This is a genomic window from Helicobacter sp. 11S03491-1 (genome assembly GCF_002272835.1).
Taxonomy (GTDB): domain Bacteria; phylum Campylobacterota; class Campylobacteria; order Campylobacterales; family Helicobacteraceae; genus Helicobacter_J.
Map to the genome: position 1 here is coordinate 21096 of NZ_MLAO01000006.1, position 15901 is coordinate 36996.

Annotated in this window: 20 protein-coding genes; 12 read left to right on the top strand and 8 right to left on the bottom strand. The window is 34.2% G+C overall.

Going from position 1 to position 15901, the window contains the following annotated elements; translation table 11 throughout:
* Window positions 1–35: 35 nt before the first annotated feature.
* Both BKH45_RS05240 and ribE read right to left on the bottom strand, forming a co-directional pair.
* Window positions 36–317: an EscU/YscU/HrcU family type III secretion system export apparatus switch protein gene (locus BKH45_RS05240; RefSeq protein ID WP_095274434.1), complete on the bottom strand. Its 282-nt coding sequence runs from the start codon at window positions 315–317 to the stop codon at window positions 36–38.
* The gene (gene ribE, locus BKH45_RS05245; protein WP_095274435.1) at window positions 317–937 is read right to left on the bottom strand and encodes a riboflavin synthase; all 621 of its coding nucleotides are present in this window, start codon (window positions 935–937) and stop codon (window positions 317–319) included. The genes BKH45_RS05240 and ribE overlap by 1 nt, the downstream gene beginning before the upstream one ends.
* Before the next feature lie 94 nt (window positions 938–1031).
* On the opposite strand from ribE, the gene BKH45_RS05250 reads away from it, so the two are divergent.
* The 11 genes from BKH45_RS05250 to mrdA all read left to right on the top strand — a co-directional run bounded on the left by BKH45_RS05250 (window position 1032) and on the right by mrdA (window position 9405).
* Window positions 1032–1799, top strand: a complete 768-nt coding sequence (locus BKH45_RS05250; protein WP_095274436.1) for a TatD family hydrolase — start codon at window positions 1032–1034, stop codon at window positions 1797–1799.
* A 106-nt stretch (window positions 1800–1905) separates the two neighbouring features.
* Window positions 1906–3021, top strand: coding sequence for a lytic transglycosylase domain-containing protein (locus BKH45_RS05255; protein ID WP_095274437.1), 1116 nt, complete (start codon window positions 1906–1908; stop codon window positions 3019–3021).
* 83 nt (window positions 3022–3104) lie between these two features.
* Entirely contained in the window at window positions 3105–3974 is an 870-nt protein-coding gene (locus tag BKH45_RS05260; protein ID WP_095274517.1) for a septal ring lytic transglycosylase RlpA family protein, read from the top strand.
* A gap of 2 nt (window positions 3975–3976) precedes the next feature.
* A complete protein-coding gene (hisB, locus tag BKH45_RS05265; RefSeq protein ID WP_095274438.1) occupies window positions 3977–4561 on the top strand; it encodes an imidazoleglycerol-phosphate dehydratase HisB in 585 nt (194 codons plus the stop codon).
* On the top strand, window positions 4558–5049 hold the full coding sequence (locus BKH45_RS05270) for an HAD hydrolase family protein (protein ID WP_095274439.1): 492 nt from the start codon (window positions 4558–4560) through the stop codon (window positions 5047–5049). The genes hisB and BKH45_RS05270 overlap by 4 nt, the downstream gene beginning before the upstream one ends.
* Entirely contained in the window at window positions 5024–5590 is a 567-nt protein-coding gene (locus tag BKH45_RS05275) for a hypothetical protein (protein WP_095274440.1), read from the top strand. The genes BKH45_RS05270 and BKH45_RS05275 overlap by 26 nt, the downstream gene beginning before the upstream one ends.
* On the top strand, window positions 5587–6111 hold the full coding sequence (gene lptA / locus BKH45_RS05280) for a lipopolysaccharide transport periplasmic protein LptA (RefSeq protein WP_095274441.1): 525 nt from the start codon (window positions 5587–5589) through the stop codon (window positions 6109–6111). The genes BKH45_RS05275 and lptA overlap by 4 nt, the downstream gene beginning before the upstream one ends.
* Window positions 6108–6743 (top strand): ribosome biogenesis GTP-binding protein YihA/YsxC, encoded by a 636-nt coding sequence (gene yihA, locus BKH45_RS05285; RefSeq protein WP_095274442.1) that lies wholly within the window; start codon window positions 6108–6110, stop codon window positions 6741–6743. Before lptA ends, yihA begins: the two co-directional genes overlap by 4 nt.
* A gap of 40 nt (window positions 6744–6783) precedes the next feature.
* Window positions 6784–7200, top strand: a complete 417-nt coding sequence (locus tag BKH45_RS05290; protein ID WP_095274518.1) for an N-acetyltransferase — start codon at window positions 6784–6786, stop codon at window positions 7198–7200.
* Window positions 7149–7640, top strand: coding sequence for a hypothetical protein (locus BKH45_RS05295; protein WP_143428383.1), 492 nt, complete (start codon window positions 7149–7151; stop codon window positions 7638–7640). Before BKH45_RS05290 ends, BKH45_RS05295 begins: the two co-directional genes overlap by 52 nt.
* Window positions 7615–9405 carry a penicillin-binding protein 2 gene (mrdA, locus tag BKH45_RS05300; RefSeq protein WP_095274444.1) on the top strand — a complete coding sequence of 597 codons (1791 nt, stop codon included), beginning with the start codon at window positions 7615–7617 and terminating at the stop codon, window positions 9403–9405. The genes BKH45_RS05295 and mrdA overlap by 26 nt, the downstream gene beginning before the upstream one ends.
* A gap of 103 nt (window positions 9406–9508) precedes the next feature.
* Here mrdA and serB read toward each other — a convergent pair whose 3' ends face one another.
* Window positions 9509–10129, bottom strand: a complete 621-nt coding sequence (gene serB / locus BKH45_RS05305) for a phosphoserine phosphatase SerB (RefSeq protein ID WP_095274519.1) — start codon at window positions 10127–10129, stop codon at window positions 9509–9511.
* Window positions 10130–10634: 505 nt separating this feature from the next.
* Between serB and gpmI the strand changes: the two genes are divergently transcribed.
* A complete protein-coding gene (gene gpmI, locus BKH45_RS05310; RefSeq protein WP_095274445.1) occupies window positions 10635–12113 on the top strand; it encodes a 2,3-bisphosphoglycerate-independent phosphoglycerate mutase in 1479 nt (492 codons plus the stop codon).
* Between the two features lie 29 nt (window positions 12114–12142).
* Here gpmI and BKH45_RS05315 read toward each other — a convergent pair whose 3' ends face one another.
* Genes BKH45_RS05315 through BKH45_RS05335 form a run of 5 tightly spaced genes read right to left on the bottom strand, consistent with a single transcriptional unit; the run spans window position 12143 to window position 15899 of the window.
* Complete coding sequence (locus BKH45_RS05315) at window positions 12143–12895, bottom strand: 7-carboxy-7-deazaguanine synthase QueE (RefSeq protein ID WP_095274446.1); 753 nt, start codon at window positions 12893–12895, stop codon at window positions 12143–12145.
* On the bottom strand, window positions 12889–13512 hold the full coding sequence (locus BKH45_RS05320) for a 6-pyruvoyl tetrahydropterin synthase family protein (protein ID WP_095274447.1): 624 nt from the start codon (window positions 13510–13512) through the stop codon (window positions 12889–12891). The genes BKH45_RS05315 and BKH45_RS05320 overlap by 7 nt, the downstream gene beginning before the upstream one ends.
* Window positions 13513–13547: 35 nt before the next feature.
* The gene (locus tag BKH45_RS05325) at window positions 13548–14189 is read right to left on the bottom strand and encodes a hypothetical protein (RefSeq protein WP_095274448.1); all 642 of its coding nucleotides are present in this window, start codon (window positions 14187–14189) and stop codon (window positions 13548–13550) included.
* Between the two features lie 46 nt (window positions 14190–14235).
* On the bottom strand, window positions 14236–15024 hold the full coding sequence (gene surE / locus BKH45_RS05330) for a 5'/3'-nucleotidase SurE (RefSeq protein ID WP_095274449.1): 789 nt from the start codon (window positions 15022–15024) through the stop codon (window positions 14236–14238).
* Complete coding sequence (locus tag BKH45_RS05335; RefSeq protein ID WP_095274450.1) at window positions 15021–15899, bottom strand: polyprenyl synthetase family protein; 879 nt, start codon at window positions 15897–15899, stop codon at window positions 15021–15023. Before BKH45_RS05335 ends, surE begins: the two co-directional genes overlap by 4 nt.
* Between the last annotated feature and the right edge of the window lie 2 nt (window positions 15900–15901).

The following is a 15901-nucleotide window of genomic DNA, read 5'->3' on the forward strand; positions in this document are numbered from 1 at the left end:
TTATGCCATCAAGTCCAAGTCTGCTTTAAGAAGTTTTATTCTTCTTTGCTTAATTGACAAACTTGCTGCGTATTTTCTAGCCAAATAAATATCTCTGTAATTCCATGATAAAGCTCTTCAGGAATACAATCATCAATAGTTATATTCGTTAGAGAATCTGCCAAAACCGGATTAGCAAAAAGCGGTACATCAAATTCTTTTGCTTTAGCAATGATATTTTTTGCCACTTCTCCAACTCCTGAAGCAAGTATTTTTGGAGGGGTATCTATTTGTCTGTTATAAGCAAGTGCAGCTGCTTTGAGAGTTTTATTCTTCATCAATAACCCAACAAAATAGAGTCAATTTCTTTCCATGATTTTAAATCAAGATCTTTGTCTCGTTTTTTAAGAATATGCGCAACACTTCTTACTAAAACATCTGTTTCAATATTGACCCTTCTGTGAAGTTTGTAAGAACCAAACAAAGTGTGTTCCATTGTATAGGGAATAAGCGTGAGTTTGAAACCATTATGAAAAATATCAGATACTGTAAGACTTATCCCATCTACTGCAATACAACCTTGAGGAATGACAAGATCTAAGACCTCCTTAGAAGCATGAATTATGAAATCAGTTTGATTTATTTTTGAAACAATATTTTGAATAACCCCAATCCCATCAATATGCCCTTGGACAAAATGCCCATCAAATCTAGAGTTTGCCAATAGCGCAGGTTCTATATGTATGAACCCTTGATAATTTTCCAAAGCAACGTGTTTTTGTGTGTGTTTGCTAAGCTCAACATCAAAACCATCTTGATGATTCTTCACTACAGTAAGGCAAGCTCCATTAACAGATATGCTATCCCCAATTTGAGGCTTATAAGAAGCCTGTAGAGATAAGATATTGTTCTGAAATTTTTTCACTTTTGCAATTTCACGCACAAGCCCGCTAAACAAATAAAATCCTTTTTACTCTCTGTTGTCAAATACTGAAATTTTTTGACTAAAATAATATTTTAAGAACTTAAATTCTACCACAAATGAGAAAAAAATGAGCTATTTAGTTGATACTCACTGCCATCTGGATAATCAATGCTATGAAAATGACTTTGAAGAAGTTATCCTTAGAGCAAAATCAAAAGGCATAGAAAAAATCATCATTCCGGGAGCTGATCCAAAAGACTTACCTAGAGCCATTGATATTGCGCAAAATCATCCTTATATTTATTTTGCACCGGGTATTCATCCCTATGAGATTGGAAGTAGCACATTAGATAGTATTAGTTGTTGGGCTACTCACCCAAAATGTGTAGGGATTGGAGAATGCGGGTTAGATTATTACCGTCTCCCTCAGACCAATCAAGACATTTATAAAGCCCTACAAAAAGAAGTATTTATTTCTCAAATCCAACTAGCCCTAAAGCATGATTTGCCCTTGATTGTCCATATTCGAGAAGCAAGCAAAGATGCTTTTGAGATTTTAAATACTTATAAAAACTTAAGAGGAGTGCTACACTGCTTTAATGCAGATGAGATTTTATTAGGACTTTCAGATAGATTTTATTATGGCATAGGAGGTGTTTGCACGTTTAAAAATGCGAAAAAAATCATCGAAATCTTGCCAAAAATTCCAAAAAACAGATTATTGCTTGAAACAGATGCCCCCTATCTCACTCCTCATCCACATCGAGGCGAACGAAATGAGCCAATGTTTATCCCTCTTATTGTCCAAAAACTCTCTGAAACTCTCATGATGAGTCCGGATGAAATTGCACATTTGAGCACACAAAATGCTTATCAACTATTTGGAAAAATATAATCAATGAAGATATATTTTTATGGATTCATTTTACCTTTAAGTATTTTTCAAGTAAAATCATCTTTTTGAATCTGTAAAATAATGAATATTCTCATGAGGAAAATGAATGCAACTTAAAATGACTTTCTTGCTAACTTGTTTATTTTCAGCAAATATGTTACAAGCAGATTTTGATAGTTTAGTTTATGATAGATTCAGCGAAAACGTTTTGAACTCATTTGGAGTCAGTGGAACGTTTTTAGCCCAATTAAGGGCAAAAAACTCGCTTAAATCCAATACTGCAGAAGCAAGATGGGATTATTTTTTAGAAAAATTTGATTCCAGTTATGAGTTTATCCCTATCCTTAAAAGCATGATAGCCAAAGCAGGAATCCCACAAGAATTTTTATTTTTAGCGATGGCAGAATCAGAGTTTTCTACAAGAGCCTATAGTCCTAAAAAAGCCGCAGGAATTTGGCAATTAATGCCCAATACAGCCAAACAATTAGGACTTAAAATCAATGATTATATTGATGAAAGACGTGATCCTATCAAAAGCACGCAAGCAGCCATAAAATACCTTCAATTTTTGTATAAAATTACCGGAAAATGGTATTTGGCAGCTATGGCTTATAATTGTGGTGTGGGGCGTCTTCAAAAAGCTATTAAGGAAGCTAAAAGCACAGATATTGACGTGCTTTTGGATGAACATAAAAAATACCTCCCCAAAGAGACAAGAAGCTATATTCAAATGATTCTAAGTATGTCATTGGCATTCAATAATATTGAAAAACTAAAAAGTGAAGATAGAGAATATCTACTCAATCGTGGAGCTATGAGCACATTAGCAAGTCTCAATATCAAAGCAGGCACTATGCTATCTGCAATCGCAGAGGGTGCAGGGATGTCTCTGGAAGATCTCAAAAAATACAACCGACAATTTCGTTATAATTTTTTGCCCCCAGGATACAATGAATACGCAGTTTATATCCCCTATGAAAAGCTTGCTTATTTCAAGCAAAATTTCACACAAGAAAAAAACCCTAATGAAATGTTTGTCCTCCACAAAGTCAAACATGGAGAAACTCTGACTTCCATATCAAAAAAATATAAAGTAAGCATTCAAGAAATTAAAATTACTAATAATCTTAAAAATTCATTTTTGTCTATCAATCAAAAACTTATTGTCCCTGTAATCAAAAAGAATTATCAAAAAATTGCTCAAAATGAGGCTAATCATTGAAGGAACATTTTAAAAGAGGGGGTTTATTTTTGGGAGTAGGGATATTTTTGGGGTGTTCTTCTCAAAGTGTTTATAATGGAGGAATGGGTGCATTTAGTGATTATGAAGGTCTGAGCGCTTATCGTTCTAAAAAATATACCTCCAATTACGCCAATCAGTCCTATTTGGGAGGATCTTCAGGATTTGATGGCTCTAATAACCTTGATAATCCCAATCCCTCTATGATGGAAGGAATGCGTGATTCTGCAGCCATTCAAAGGGCAACTATGAGACCCTATCAAATAGCAGGAAAATGGTATTATCCTACACGTGTGGATGTAGGAGAAATCTTTGATGGTATTGCCAGCTGGTATGGTCCAAACTTCCATTCCAAAAAAACATCCAATGGAGAAATTTATAATATGCATGCCCATACAGCTGCAAGTAAAATTTTGCCTATGAATACTGTTGTTAAAGTCCATAATAAAGAAAATAACAAAACCACTGTCGTGAGGATCAATGATAGAGGTCCTTTTGTTGATGGACGCATTATTGATTTGTCAAATGCAGCAGCCAAAGACATTGATATGGTGGCTAAGGGAACTGCCAAAGTCAGGCTTGAAATATTAGGATTTGGAGGGATAATTTCCAAAAACTATGAAAATTCTGTTTCTAAAGATATGGCACAATCAAAAAGCTTGCAAGAAGAATTTAAAATTGGTGATAGTAAAAACAGTGTTGAGGGAGGAAATTTCTCTTTACAAGTAGGGGCTTTTAGGAAAAAAGAGGGAGCACAATCTCTCAAAGAGCAAACTCAAAAATCTATTGAAGGAATTTATCACGTAGAAATAAGAGAGCAAACCGGTAATGGCGAACCTATCTATAGAGTATTTGTAGAAGGATTCAAAAGCGAAGATGAAGCACTTGACTTTGCTAAATCTAAAAATATCGCCGGAGTAATTATCAGGGAGTAATAATGAAAACTATACAACGCAATACGCAAGAAACGATAATACAAGCAAATTTGGAAATATATGGCAGCGGTGAGGGTAAAATTGATACGCAAATAGGCTTTTTCAATCATATGTTAGAAGCGCTAAAAAAGCATTCTCTCATGGACCTTAGCATTACTTGTCAAGGTGACAGACATGTTGATGATCATCATAGTGTTGAAGATTGTGGGATTGTACTTGGAAAACTTTTAAGAGAAGAAATCTACCCTGTAAGGGCTATTGAAAGATTTGGAAATGCAGCAGTAGTAATGGATGAGGCTTGTGTAGAATGCGATATGGACATATGCAATCGAGCTTTTTTAGTCTTTGATATGGATGTTTATGGCGCTTTTAAAGGCAAAGTGGGGGATTTTGATGTGGAATTAATTGAAGAATTTTTTCGTGCCTTAACGATCAATGCAGGGTTATGTGTGCATATCTACCTCAAAAGAGGTAAAAATCTTCACCATATTATTGAAGCAAGTTTCAAAGCTTTTGGAATTGCCTTAAGAAGGGCATTGATCAAAAATAATCAAATAATAATTCCGAGCACAAAAGGATCTTTGTGATTGAGCTTATTGTTTTAGATGTTGATGGGACTCTTACGGATGGGGGGATTACTTATGATGAAAAATTTATTGAGAGTAAAACATTTGATGCTAAAGATGGCTTGGCATTAGTAGCTTGGCAAAAATTAAATAAAAAAGTAGCTATTATCTCAGGCAGACATTCAGGGATTACATCTTTTAGAGCAAAGGAACTGGGAATTTCTGAAGTCTATATGGGCATTCCCAAAGCAGAAGCGCTCTCCAAACTCAAGAAAAAATTCGATCTTGAAACGCATCAAATTGCTTGCATTGGAGATGATTTAAATGATTTGGCAATGTTTAAAGAGTGTGGGCTCTGTTTTGCGCCTCATGATTGTGCAAAATGGCTTAAAGATTATGCAGATGTAATTTTGCAGAATAATGGAGGTAAGGGCGCTGTGCGAGAAATGATTGAGTATATCCTTTTAAAAGATGGGCTCAAAGATGCAGTACTTAAACTCTATCAATAGTGTATCAAAATTTTTCTTGATACTTTTGGGGATCACCTTAGGCTCATTTTTTTTCTTCGCGCCTTCGAAATATTTACAAGATACAACAAGCCCAACTCTAGCAAAAATTGAATTAGAAGACTTTAACATGTATCAGGTTAATGCTAAATCTGTAGATATGAAAATTGAAGGCGCCAAGGCTTTACAATTTAAAGATTACGAGGTGCTTTATGGTTTTTTGGCTAGCAGATATAATACCCAATCCAAAGAATCATATGAGTATATAAGCGGAGAAGAAGTGGTTAAAAAAGGGGATATTTACCACTTTCCAAAAGGAGCTACTTACATCAAGAGTGATGGGGGGAGTTTCTGGAGTCAAAGCGGCACTTATGATTATCGGAAAGAGATTTTCAAAGGCAATGGAAGTTTTATTTTAAGCACATTAGAAGGTAATTTTGAAGGTAAAAATATTATCTATAATAAAAAAATCCAAAATATTACAGCTACTGATATTATCTCAAAAATTTTGTTAGACACAAACGAAAAGAAGGATCAAAAATGAAAAAAATGCTATTCTTGATTTGTTGTGTATTTGTATTGTGGGGTTGGGCTCAAGAAACACTTGAAATAACAGCTAAAAAATTCTCCAGCAATGATGCTAAAGGTATCACTATCATAGAAGGCGATGTGCATATCAAAAAATCCAAAGATACTCTTGAGGCTGATAAAGTTATTATCTATACAGACAAAAATAGAAAACCTCAATCTTATGAAGCCCAAGGGAATGTTAAATTCCATATTTTTATGCAAGATGGCAGAGAAATTAAGGGGCATTCAGATAAGCTCACTTATAATGCCCAAAGCGGTGAATACAGATTGATCCAAAATGCCGTAGTCAATGAAATAGGCAAAGCAAACACAATAAGAGGAGAAGAAATTATTGTCAATAATGAAAATGGCTATGCTAATGTTATTGGAAGTGAAAACAAACCGGCTAAATTTATTTTTAATCTTGATGACACCCAACAAAAAGATTCCAAAAAACAATCTCCAAAAACCAAATCAGACAAGCCGGAAAAATGATTTTCATTAAAGAAGCCAATTTTCTCACTTCTGCTTCAAAGCTCACAGAATGTCCCCCACCAAATATAACCGAAGTAGTATTTTTAGGCAGAAGCAATGTAGGCAAAAGTACTTTTATCAATACTTTGCTGGATAAAAAACTGGCTAAAAGCTCAACAACACCGGGAAAAACACAATTAATTAACTTTTTTAACACAATTTGGGAAAAAAAAGAAGATCAAACCCTGCAAACTACGCAAACTATTCCTCTTCGTTTTGTAGATTTACCCGGATTCGGATATGCAAAGGTTTCCAAGCAAATCAAAAAAGATTGGGAGAGAAATCTTTGGGAGTTTTTAAATTATCGCACTAACATTAAACTTTTTATCCATTTAATTGATGCGCGCCATACCCAACTTGAACTGGATTCTTATGTCTGCAAAGCTTTAAATGATATTTTAAAAGGGGATCAAGAAATCTTAAGCATTTATACCAAATTTGACAAGCTAAGCAAAAATGAACAACATCAATTTTATCAAAAAGCAAAAGTAGTAACATCAAATAATGATAAAATTATAGACAAAAGATATGGTGGCAAAGGAAAAATACGAGAAATGATTTTTAAGGGAGCGCTTGGAATTGATACAAACTGATTTAACAATACAAAAACCAACCCTAAAGGATATTGCCCCTATGCACGCGCTTGTGCAACAAGAGGTGCGCAAAGGATTTATTTTGCCTCGCTCTGCAGAAGAAATGGCTACTTCTGTGCGTTCTTATTTCATTGCTAAAGATCAAGATAAGATTATTGGCTTTTGCGCCTTGCATATCTATTCACCTATTTTAGCAGAAGTAAGAAGTCTGGTTGTAGATGAGAATTATCGCAAACAAGGAATTGCAAGCAAACTTGTCGCAGAAGTATTACAAGAAGGTGAGTTTCTTGGTATTACAGAATTTTTAGTTTTGACTTACCATGATAAATTATTTAAAAAATTAGGTTTTGAAGTGATTGAAAAATCTCTTTTGCCAAACCACAAAATATGGGCGGATTGTATTGCATGCAAACATTTTCCAATTTGCGAAGAAATAGCACTTTTAAAGAAATTCTAAAAGCATCCTTGCTTTTAGTGTGTTTTTGTGTTTATACGTGTTTGGGTGATATTTATTTATGGCTACCTCCTATGCTTGGTTTGCTTTTTGTTTTTTATATGCAAACTTCAAAAACAAATCGATGGATTGTAACTTTTAGCATTGTGGCTTGTTTGATATTTTTTGAATTTGATCACAACAAACATGCAGGTATTTTGCCCCTTGTTTTTGTGATTACTAATTGGCTTGTGGTAAAAAAATTTCGCTTGCTTTTTGAGGAAAATGTATTTTTTATATTTTTCTACATACCTTTAATCTATTTTATTTATTTCTTTGCATTGTATTTGTTAGAAATGTTTGGCGGGACACTTAGTTCAAACTTGGGTTCTATTTTTATATCTTATGTATTTTATGAAGCTTGTTTGGGAATTATTTATGAAAAAATTAAATATAAAATATAAAATCGTCATTTTTATTTTTATAGTGGTTTGGTTATCCCTCATCACTAAAATATTTGTCCTCACCATCAAATCTCACCAATATTTTGAGAAACTTGCCCAAAGAAATATGACAAAAAAAGAAATTTTGGTCCCTGCCAGAGGACAAATACTTGATAGGAATGGAGAACCCTTAGCTATCAATGAATTAGGTTTTTCTATTTCATTTAATCCCTTGCTTAAAAATGATTCCCTACAAAAACAAATCGCTATCATTAAAGGATATTTTCCAAACATCAATCAAGAAGACATTATCAAATCATACACAAAACAAGTTTCTGCCTACAATCATACTCCTATAAAAGTTGTTAATTTTATCCCTTATGCCCAAATGCAAGAAGTTTATGCTCAAATTATTCAAAATCCTGATATTTTAGTACAACCTTCCACAAAAAGACTCTACCCTAATAACCTCTCAGCTTCTCATGTCATTGGCTATGTAGGAGCTGCGGATGAGAATGATATTTTAAATGATCCTGTGAGTAAATATACCGGTATTATTGGCAAAACAGGACTTGAAAAACAATATAATCTGTTCTTGCAAGGCAAAGTCGGACATAAAATTGTAGCCGTCAATGCCCTCAACCAAGAATTAGAAATTCTAGAAGAATCCAAGCCTCAAACACAAAATGATCTTATCATTAGCCTTGATATGAGATTACAAGAAATCGCTGATGAAGAGTTTCAAAATAAAACTGGAGCTATTGTTATCATGGATGTTCACAATGGTGATATTCTTGTAGCAGGGAGTTATCCTGAGTACAATCTTAATGATTTTGTTGGGGGTATTAGTTTTCAAAAATGGGATGCATTGCGTGAAAATGTTTTTAACCCTCTGCTCAATAAACTTGTTAATGCCCTTTATCCTCCGGGTTCTGTTATCAAAATGGGTATGGGCTTGGCGTTTTTAGAGTATGCCGGGATCAATGAAAATACAAAAATTGATACGCCGGCTTATATTGAGCTTGGAGGAAGAAAATTTCGCGATTGGAAACCAACAGGACATGGAAAATCTGATCTCATCAAGGCACTTAAAGAATCTGTAGATGTATATTTTTACAAACTTTCTCAAAATGCGGGCATGAGTAATATTGCCGGTGTGCTTAGAGAGCTTGGTTTTGGAGAAAAAACCGGGATAGATATTCCTAATGAATTCGTAGGGATCGTCCCTGATCCGGAATGGAAAATGAAACGATATGGGAAAGTATGGTACACAGGAGATACCATCGTTACTTCTATTGGACAAGGAGCTTTCTTGGTAACACCCATGCAAATTGCCAGATATACTGCCCTGATTGCAAGCGGAAAATTACCTACACCTCATTTTGCTAAAATTTTCGGCAAAGAAGAATTAGATTACCAACCAAAAGATGTCTTAAATGATTTTCAAAAATCTAAACTTAATGTGCTTCAAAAAGGTATGTATGAGGCTTGTAGCATCAAAGGAGGGACGGCATATTCACACACCTTAGGATCTAAAGTGCCCATTGCTTGCAAAACAGGGACCGCACAAGTTGTTCAAATCCCCCAAGAAATCAAAGTTAGAATAAAAGAAAGTGACATGGAATATTTTCATCGATCCCACGCTTGGATTACAGGTTTTGTCCCCTATAAAAATCCGCGATATGTCATCACCATATTACTCGAACATGGTCAGAGTGGGGGAAAAGCAGGTCCTATTTTGGTCAAAATGGCTAATGCGCTTCATGATTATGGCTATTTAAAATAATTCAAATATCTATCTTGCAAATTTTAATCTCAAAAAACAAAAATTTGAAACCTTTGAATAACGTGATTGAATCATTCATGATAATAATAAATGAGGAATTATCTTAGGCATATGCCAACACTTCTTGTAAATCTTTTTTGTCAATAATAATATTTGCTTGCTTTTTGAGGATTTCTTTTGCGCAAAAAGCGACTTTTTTGTCTGCATAAGCAAACATGCTGGCATCATTAGCCCCATCACCAACAACAAGAGTTTGTGCTTGTGAGATATTGAGGAGTTTTTGAAGAGTTTGGAGCATTCTTCCTTTGGAAAAACCAAACATCATCTCCCCTCCTACCTCGCCACTTAATCTGCCGTTTTTACAATGTAAAATATTGCTAAATTCTCCATCAAGCCCAAGAATATCTCTAAAATAAGCAGTTGCAAATTGAAATCCTCCACTAAAGCACACAACTTTATAACCTTTATTTTTCAACCCATAAACAACTTCTTTGGCTCCGGGATTTAAAGGGAGGGTTTGACAAATTTCCCTAGCTTTTTGTTCTTGCATACCTTTGAGCAAACCAACACGAGATTTAAGACTCTCATAAAAATCCAATTCACCCTTCATAGCTTTTTGTGTGATATGAATAATTTCTTTTTCCACTCCATAGCTTTTTGCTAAAAATTCAATCGTTTCTCCATCCATAAGCGTAGAATCGAAGTCAAAAACAGCTAATTTCATTATATTTTCTATCAATATCTATCCTTTTATAATTAGATAAAATCTAATTTTATCAAATCATCATCTATTTTATCTATTTGAAATCTAAAAATAAGATGAGTTATTTTAAGAGGATTTTCTAATTTTATATCATTTCAGAATTTATTTATAAAACCTGAGTGTAACTTATTTTAAGTTTTCTTAAAGATTACCTCATTATCATATTTTTCCCTTCTCTCCACTCTCCATAAAACCATATCAATTTCATCGTATCGCAGAAAATACTATGGGTATTGTCTAAAATATAGAGTTCAAACCATACTCTTCATGACAAAATATTCATAAAATTTAGTGAAATAAATCAGTTTAATTTATGTTTTAAACCATGAGAAACAAGGTAAAATATGTTGTATTGATTGATTCTCAAATGACAAAAATTATTCAAGTCCGGCTATGGTATTTAATCAATAATAATAGAATATCTTCCGGGTTTCATAACCAAAAAACAAAAGGGAAATGAGAAAGAATGGCTCAAAAAACTCTCTTGGTCATCACTGATGGTATAGGCTATAGTCCTAAAACACAATATAATGCTTTTTATCATGCCAAAAAACCTACTTATGAGTGGATGTTTAGTCATCTTTCTCATTCACTAATCAAAACATATGGGATGAGTGTAGGCTTGCCGGATGGTCAAATGGGAAATTCAGAAGTAGGGCATATGTGCATTGGCGCAGGTAGAATTCTTCACCAAGATTTGGTAAAAATTTCTCTAGCCATACAAAATAATCAAATCCAAAGTAATCCTGCTTTTATCTCTTTGGTTCAAACTTGCAAGACATTTCATTTATGTGGTTTGGCAAGTGATGGAGGGGTGCATTCTCATCTCAAACACCTTCTTGTTATTGCAAAATTATTACAATCTTTGGGTAAAAGAGTCTGGCTTCACCTTATTAGCGATGGTCGTGATGTATTACCCAAAAGTGTAAAAACATATTTAGATCAAGCTTTACACATCTGTTCCCCTTATATCAAAATAGCCACCCTTTCAGGAAGATTTTATGCTATGGATCGGGATAAGCGATGGGATCGCATCAAGCTTGCTTATGAAAGCATTGTTGCAGGAGAAAATCCCACTTCTTTAAGCCCGCTTGAATATATTGATAAAATGTATGCCCAAAATATCACTGATGAATTTATTTTGCCGGTCAGTTTTGGAGATTATAGAGGAATGGAAGATGGGGAAGGTTTCATTTTTACTAATTTTAGAAATGATCGCGCCAGAGAAATGACTGAAGCTATTGGGAATCCTGATTTTAATGATTTCAAAAGAAACAAAAAAATAAATCTTAAAATTGCTACCATGACTCCTTATGATGAAAAATTTCCCTACCCTGTTTTGTTTCCAAAGGATAAAATTCACAACACGCTTGCAGAAGTTGTATCTAAAGCCAATCTCACACAAGCCCATACCGCAGAAACCGAAAAGTATGCTCATGTAACATTTTTTCTCAATGGAGGGATTGAAGAGCCTTTTATCAATGAAACTCGAGTCCTTATCCCCAGCCCCAAAGTTGCCACTTATGATCTTTGCCCTCAGATGAGTGCTCAAGAAGTCTCTTTGGTTGTGCAAAAATTTATGAATGAAGGTATGGATTTGATTGTGGTTAATTTTGCTAATGGCGATATGGTTGGTCATACCGGCAATATGGAAGCTGCTATTAAAGCCATTGAAACTATTGATACTCAATTAGGGCTGATTCTTGAATGTGCTAAAAAATTAGACTATGCTCTTGTTATTACAAGCGATCATGGTAATTGCGAAGAAATGAAAGATGATGCGGGAAATATACTCACCAATCATACCGTTGGAGATGTATATTGTTTTGTAATGGGCAAAGGTGTTACAAAAATAAATAATGGTGGGCTCAACAATATTGCCCCCACAGTTCTTAAACTTATGGGATTATCTAAACCTGAAGAAATGGATGAACCTCTTTTTTAATTATTCTTAAAAAACTATTTTATTTTTTATTAAACGCCTCTTTTATCTCCCCATATGCGTATATGTAACCTATCAGAGAGACAAAATCCTTCTTGCAAGCAAAGTAGGTATATCTTTGAAATATTTTTGTCAAGCTCCTCCAAGCTTACTCCTTGAGGCATTAAATAAATTTGATTATTCTTGAGATTGAGATCTTTAAGTAAAGCCTTAATCTCTTCAATAGCACTACCATCCTCGCACATTTTGGCATTTAAAACAAATTTAAAAACAACTCTTTTTGCATTGTCAATAATATTTTGAATAGCTTCTTTTTTGATTCGTTTTTTTAATACCTCCCCTGAATTGCTTAATTTAATACTCAAAGTAAAATAAAGCTCTCTCAAAATATGATTAAATATAAACTCGATACTGCCATTACTTTCCACACAAACCCGATGCCCTCTATACAAAAAATATTCAATCACTTCAAGTAAAATAGGATTCTTAAAATGCAAACTTGGCTCCCCACCGGTAAGAATTACATCAAATTTTATATCTGAAAAAGACTGCATTTTATCAATTAGTGTTTGTGCATTAGGATAAAAATACCATTCTTGAGAAAACTTTGGATTAGCAGCATAAATGCTATCACAACCTAAAAATTCTATCCCTTTATAATCACTTCTACCCCCAAATCCCGGGCATGAAAGATTACAACCCCCCAATCTCAAAAAAACGCTAGGAATACCTATAAATTCTCCCTCACCTTGCAAACTATAAAAAACCTCCGAAACAGCTAGCATTGAATTTTGATTTGATGGGGAGGAATAAGATTTTTAAAAGGTTTTTTTAAAGGATTTTGATGATATTTTTTGAGATCTTCAAGCATGAGAGGATTCTTCCACTCTGAACGTATTTCATCTGAAAACCAAACACAATCTAAATGAATATATTTCATAAAATTTGGATTGGATAAGTCTTGCTTAAAAGCTTCTGCATAACCATGATCGGTTTCATGAACACGCACAGATTCCACCCATATATTTCCTTCAGAATTTCCAAATTCCATAGCTTGAAAAATCTTATCTACATAAAATAATATCAACAGCGCATAATTTTCTGCGCTGGGGTTTAAAGAAAGTTTTACATATCTGGCAGAATGTTTGGCTACAAACTCAGTAAAATCTAAACTTTCTTTATCCCAAAAATGATGGGCGTGATCAAAGCCATCAATAAAGTCTGCAATTTGATTCTTAAAAATTCCAAAATCAAGCACCATGCCTGCGCTATCAAAAGAATCTGCGCTGACAAAAATCTCGACTTTGTAATTATGCCCATGAAGACTCCCGGCACATCTTCTAGAAGTGCAATTCCGCACAATATGCGAAGCACAAAATCCAAAAGAACGCCTAATAACCATATTAAAAACTCCTATTAATTCTCTCTAATTCTTCTTTAATCACAAGGCCAATAATAAGGAAGTTCAGAGTAATATTGATAACGCTCTCCACGAGTAAAGTCAATGCGATTGATTGTGTGAATCACCAAATCTCTAAAAAAAAGACTATAACCACAAGTCTTACCCCTGATACTTCCATCTACATATAAAACACGTCTTTTTAGATTTAAATCATACCAATCCAAAACAAAATGATAGCTTGAGAGATAATTCAAATTCTCTGAATAACCCGTCAAAGCAAAAATTTTATTTGTTTTGCCTGAACAATAAAATTGAGTGCCATACCAATAACAAGACTGGGTTACCCCATCATCAATGACAGAAAAATTAAAATTCACATTCGGATAAGGTTGAATACTTCGAAATACTTTGATAAAAATTGCATTTCTTGCTCTTTTTATTGGCAAATCCGTCTGTTTATAAACACTTGTAAAACCTCTTTTTTGGAGTTCATAAATAACCAGATTACTATAAGCAGCACTCAAGAGATCATCTTTGTCATAAACAATCACAATTGGAGCATGCACATTAAAAGTATAATCTCTCTGTATAACTGAATAATATCCCATATGAAGCTTATTGGCACAACCCAAAAAAATCATTACAAACAAAGAAAAAGTAAGGATTTTAAATCTCATAAGGTGCTCCAAAAAACAAAATATATAAACAATATCGGCAAATTAATTATTTTAACCAAGATTTTAAAGATTTTATATCTTCATAGCTTGTCATGTCCAATGTAATGGGTGTAACAGACACATAACCTTGATGCACAGCAGCAAAATCAGAAATCATATCTTTGGGAAATTCTCTTTCATTCCAAGCAAGTGGATGAAGCCCTAACCAATAGTATTTTTGTCCTCTAGGATTGCGATTGAGATGAGCCTCATTGCCATAAAGTCGATATCCTTTTTGAGTGATTTGATAACCCTTGGATTGTGATGGATCAATTTGAGGGACATTTATATTCAAAAATTTTCGCCCACAAAGAGGAAATTGATTTTTAAAAATCTTATCTACTATCTCAAGAATGCTTTGTTTTGCCAAAGCAAAATCAAAAGCACTCATCAAATCTTTATCTCGCATTGCTTGAGAAATAGCAATGGAAGGGACCCCCTGTATAACACCTTCCATAGCTCCTGCAGCTGTCCCTGAGTAAGTAATATCCTCCCCCATATTAGAACCCAAATTGATTCCGGATATGACTAAATCAGGCAAAAACCCTTCTTTGCAAATTGTATTGAGCGCCAGATAAATACAATCTGCAGGTGTACCATCATCTAATTTATAAAAATTATCATCAACTTTTACAAGTTTTAGAGGTTTTGTTAATGTCAATCCATGCCCACAAGCAGATTTTTCATTACAAGGGGCGACAACAAGTATCTCAGCAACCTCACAAAGCGCTTCTTTAAGGGCTAATAACCCTCTGGAATCATAACCATCATCATTAGTAAGTAATATTTTTTTCATCTCACTCCTTCTTTGAAATACTCTCCCAACAAATCATTCAGACAAACCCTTGCCCCTTCAGTCATATTTTCCAGTTTTTTTAAAATATTTTCTTGAAGATCTTTGGCGTGCTTCCTTGCCCCCTCTAATCCAAGCAAATTTACATAACTATTTTTTTCTTTGTCATTTTGGGTAGTTTTGCCTGCTTGTATTTCAGATTGAGTTGCATCAATGACATCATCACGTATCTGAAAATAAAGCCCCAAATCAATCCCAAATTCATAAAACATCTCTATAGTATTTTGCGCAAGATTTGCAATGATAGCTCCCATCTTCAGACTCGTAGCAATAAGTTTGGCTGTTTTGTTATGATGGATTATCTTGAGTTTGGAGATCTCAAGAGTTTGATTTTCAAAATAACAATCCATTGCCTGCCCTATAACCATGCCCCCAATCCCTCCATTATTTGAAAGCTCTGAAATAAGCCTGATTTTGACCCCATTATCAAGTCGAGCTTGGCTGAGGAGATAAAAAGCATAAGTATTCAACCCATCTCCTACCAGTATCGCGCCTGCCTCATCATAAAGTTTATGGAGCGTAGGGTGTCCTCGTCTCAAATTTGCATTATCCATTGCAGGCAAATCATCATGAATGAGGGAATAAGTGTGCAAACATTCCAAAGCAAGCGCCGGTAAAAAAGCATTTTTACTCAAAGAAGGGTTATAAGCACAAACTATACTCAATAAAAGCTTAGGACGAAATCGCTTACCTCCATTTAACATCATTTCCCAAAATGCGCGTTCAAAGTAGGGATGAAATCCTTCTATTTTTGGACAAGATTGCATCAAAAATTCTTCAAATTCCAAGCAAGTTTTTTGATAAAAATTTATATCCATAA

Excerpts from the sequence above, each read along its gene's own strand:
- BKH45_RS05240 (WP_095274434.1), bottom strand. The coding sequence starts at position 317 with ATGAAGAATAAAACTCTCAAAGCAGCTGCACTTGCTTATAACAGACAA.
- BKH45_RS05250 (WP_095274436.1), top strand. The coding sequence starts at position 1,032 with ATGAGCTATTTAGTTGATACTCACTGCCATCTGGATAATCAATGCTAT.
- BKH45_RS05255 (WP_095274437.1), top strand. The coding sequence starts at position 1,906 with ATGCAACTTAAAATGACTTTCTTGCTAACTTGTTTATTTTCAGCAAAT.
- BKH45_RS05260 (WP_095274517.1), top strand. The coding sequence starts at position 3,105 with ATGGGTGCATTTAGTGATTATGAAGGTCTGAGCGCTTATCGTTCTAAA.
- hisB (WP_095274438.1), top strand. The coding sequence starts at position 3,977 with ATGAAAACTATACAACGCAATACGCAAGAAACGATAATACAAGCAAAT.
- BKH45_RS05275 (WP_095274440.1), top strand. The coding sequence starts at position 5,024 with ATGCAGTACTTAAACTCTATCAATAGTGTATCAAAATTTTTCTTGATA.
- lptA (WP_095274441.1), top strand. The coding sequence starts at position 5,587 with ATGAAAAAAATGCTATTCTTGATTTGTTGTGTATTTGTATTGTGGGGT.
- yihA (WP_095274442.1), top strand. The coding sequence starts at position 6,108 with ATGATTTTCATTAAAGAAGCCAATTTTCTCACTTCTGCTTCAAAGCTC.
- BKH45_RS05290 (WP_095274518.1), top strand. The coding sequence starts at position 6,784 with ATGCACGCGCTTGTGCAACAAGAGGTGCGCAAAGGATTTATTTTGCCT.
- BKH45_RS05295 (WP_143428383.1), top strand. The coding sequence starts at position 7,149 with ATGCAAACATTTTCCAATTTGCGAAGAAATAGCACTTTTAAAGAAATT.
- mrdA (WP_095274444.1), top strand. The coding sequence starts at position 7,615 with ATGAAAAAATTAAATATAAAATATAAAATCGTCATTTTTATTTTTATA.
- serB (WP_095274519.1), bottom strand. The coding sequence starts at position 10,129 with ATGAAATTAGCTGTTTTTGACTTCGATTCTACGCTTATGGATGGAGAA.
- gpmI (WP_095274445.1), top strand. The coding sequence starts at position 10,635 with ATGGCTCAAAAAACTCTCTTGGTCATCACTGATGGTATAGGCTATAGT.
- BKH45_RS05315 (WP_095274446.1), bottom strand. The coding sequence starts at position 12,895 with ATGCTAGCTGTTTCGGAGGTTTTTTATAGTTTGCAAGGTGAGGGAGAA.
- BKH45_RS05320 (WP_095274447.1), bottom strand. The coding sequence starts at position 13,512 with ATGGTTATTAGGCGTTCTTTTGGATTTTGTGCTTCGCATATTGTGCGG.
- BKH45_RS05325 (WP_095274448.1), bottom strand. The coding sequence starts at position 14,189 with ATGAGATTTAAAATCCTTACTTTTTCTTTGTTTGTAATGATTTTTTTG.
- surE (WP_095274449.1), bottom strand. The coding sequence starts at position 15,024 with ATGAAAAAAATATTACTTACTAATGATGATGGTTATGATTCCAGAGGG.
- BKH45_RS05335 (WP_095274450.1), bottom strand. The coding sequence starts at position 15,899 with ATGGATATAAATTTTTATCAAAAAACTTGCTTGGAATTTGAAGAATTT.